The organism is Pseudoalteromonas atlantica (assembly GCA_007988745.1).
Lineage (GTDB): Bacteria > Pseudomonadota > Gammaproteobacteria > Enterobacterales > Alteromonadaceae > Pseudoalteromonas > Pseudoalteromonas atlantica.
The window spans coordinates 1-2,061 of sequence record BJUT01000108.1 but is presented as its reverse complement, the minus strand read 5'-3'; the positions used below and the strand labels follow the sequence as shown (position 1 = coordinate 2,061).

Here is a 2,061-nt window from a genome sequence, read left to right as displayed (position 1 = left end):
AATTTTTTGCCTAGCTATCAACACGTTTTTCCATCATCCAAAATAGATCACTTAATCAAACGAATTGGTATAAATGATTACTCGGCCGCAGCTTGTTTGGTTTTTCTAAACATAAACTCAAGGGGAATGTGTAGGCGCTTTGCCCATGCGTTTTCGGTGTGATCTTCCCCCGGGAAATACTGGCTTTGCCATAGCTTTGCTGGGTATTGTTGCGCCATAAATAAATCATCAATTTGCGCTTGTAGCTTAGGGTACATGGCATCTAAAGTGCTGTCGCCATAATCAAAATACACTTTTTGGTTACTTAGCTTGGCGATGTTGTTGGCAATGTAATTTTTAAACTCGGCAAATACCTCGTCGTCGTGGCTAAAAATACCCGGCCAGTGGGTCGACATACAAATAGCGCCGGCAAATTCGTTAGGGTAATTAAGTAGTGTATACCACGATATAAGCCCACCCATGCTAGAGCCACCAATATAGCGGTGCTGCGCGCCTTTGTTTACGTTGTAGTTAGACTCTATGTAAGGAATAACTTCTTTAACTAAAAAGCGTGAGTAGTTGTCTGAGTTCACCTTAGAGGCAAATAATTTGTGGCCTGGGTATTTTTCTAACTGGTATAGGGCGTTTTGTTTTTGTTTGCTTAAGGCTTCAAACGGTTGTTGTGGGTAGTATTCGCTGTGGCGGTTTTCAACGGCGTTTGGAATGCCTACCACAATAAATGGGCGTACTTTGCCTTGCTCTATTAATGAGCCGGCTACTTCATCTACGCGCCATTCTTGCTTGTTCCATGTGCTATTGGCATCAAACAGCATGCGGCCATCGTGCATGTAAAGTACATCGTAGGTGGTGTTTTTGTTGTAACCTGGCGGTAGCCATACATTTAAAAAACGGTTTTTTAAAAACTGTGATTCTATATTGTCGATCACCTCAATATGGCCCTTGCTTACTTGCACGGTGGGCGTGTTTGCATAGCTGGTATGCACTACAAATATTGATAAGCTAAACAGTAAAGCAACTAATTTCATGGTGGCACCTTAGCATACAAAAAGTGCACTATCACAAGCTTGCATTGTTAATTCAATGTGAATACGTATGCACTTGCATTTAAGCTACAAATGCACACGCATACAATTTATAAATCGCTGCGCCAGCCCATGCCCGACTCTTCCATAAGGCGCTCGTATACGCCCTCAATATTAAGTGGCAGCCATGCTTTGTATTGCTTTAAATCTGAAAATTCATCGAGCTTAACGTTTTGTTTTATTTGCTCTAGGCTTTGCCCTGCAAGCGCTGCTGCGGTTACTTTGTTGTACAGTTGCTCTATATAACTTAAATAACGTGCAACATCGGCTTTATTACCCATATCGGCATGGCCGCCCACAAAGGTATTAAAGTCGTAATTTAAAACCGCTTGGGTTGAATTAATCATACCTTGAATATCGTAGCTCCATAGTTTTTGCCATGGCATTCTGCCAATGACTATCCAATCGACCACAAATAGTGTTTTTTGCTTTTCGAACAGCATACTTACCGAGCCTCGGCCATCGTTAGGGCCGTGGTAGTTAAGTTTTAAGGTTGAGCCGCCAAGGCTAAGTATTAGTTCATCATCAAAAGTAAGGTTAGGCATAACCGTTTTTATTTTTGTGTTTTTAATATCTTGGGCGGTAAGTTTGTGCGCAACAAAGGTTGTGTGCGGGCTTTTAAATACCTCTGCGCCGTAAATATGGTCGCTGTGATTATGGCTATATACAACGTATTTTACCGGTACGTTATAGCGGGTTTTAATTTGCTCCTTTAACCACGTGGCAGCTTTTTTATTAAGTGGGTCGGTAACTATTGCACCTTGTGGGGTGATTAAAAATACCGAGCGGTGTCTGTCGTCAATAAAGCGGTGGAGGCCATCGCCTAAATCTTCAATTTCGTAACTTTGCGCCATAAAACCTGAAAATAGTAAGCTGGTGGCAAGTAGTGTTTGTAATAAGCGAAGCATGCACAATCCTGTTTAATGTTCTAAGGGTCTGTTGACCTTTGCGGATTAAAATTTGTTCAAACTAGGGGCTA

General features: G+C 41.8%; 2 protein-coding genes. Both read right to left on the bottom strand.

The features are described from left to right. Nucleotides 1–77 precede the first annotated feature (77 nt). On the bottom strand, nt 78–1,025 hold the full coding sequence (locus PAT01_RS19865) for an alpha/beta hydrolase (protein WP_138578498.1): 948 nt from the start codon (nt 1,023–1,025) through the stop codon (nt 78–80). Between the two features lie 107 nt (nt 1,026–1,132). Then, nucleotides 1,133–1,990, bottom strand: a complete 858-nt coding sequence (locus PAT01_RS19860; protein WP_138578500.1) for an MBL fold metallo-hydrolase — start codon at nt 1,988–1,990, stop codon at nt 1,133–1,135. Nucleotides 1,991–2,061 lie beyond the last annotated feature (71 nt).

Excerpts from the sequence above, each read along its gene's own strand:
- PAT01_RS19865 (WP_138578498.1), bottom strand. The coding sequence starts at position 1,025 with ATGAAATTAGTTGCTTTACTGTTTAGCTTATCAATATTTGTAGTGCAT.
- PAT01_RS19860 (WP_138578500.1), bottom strand. The coding sequence starts at position 1,990 with ATGCTTCGCTTATTACAAACACTACTTGCCACCAGCTTACTATTTTCA.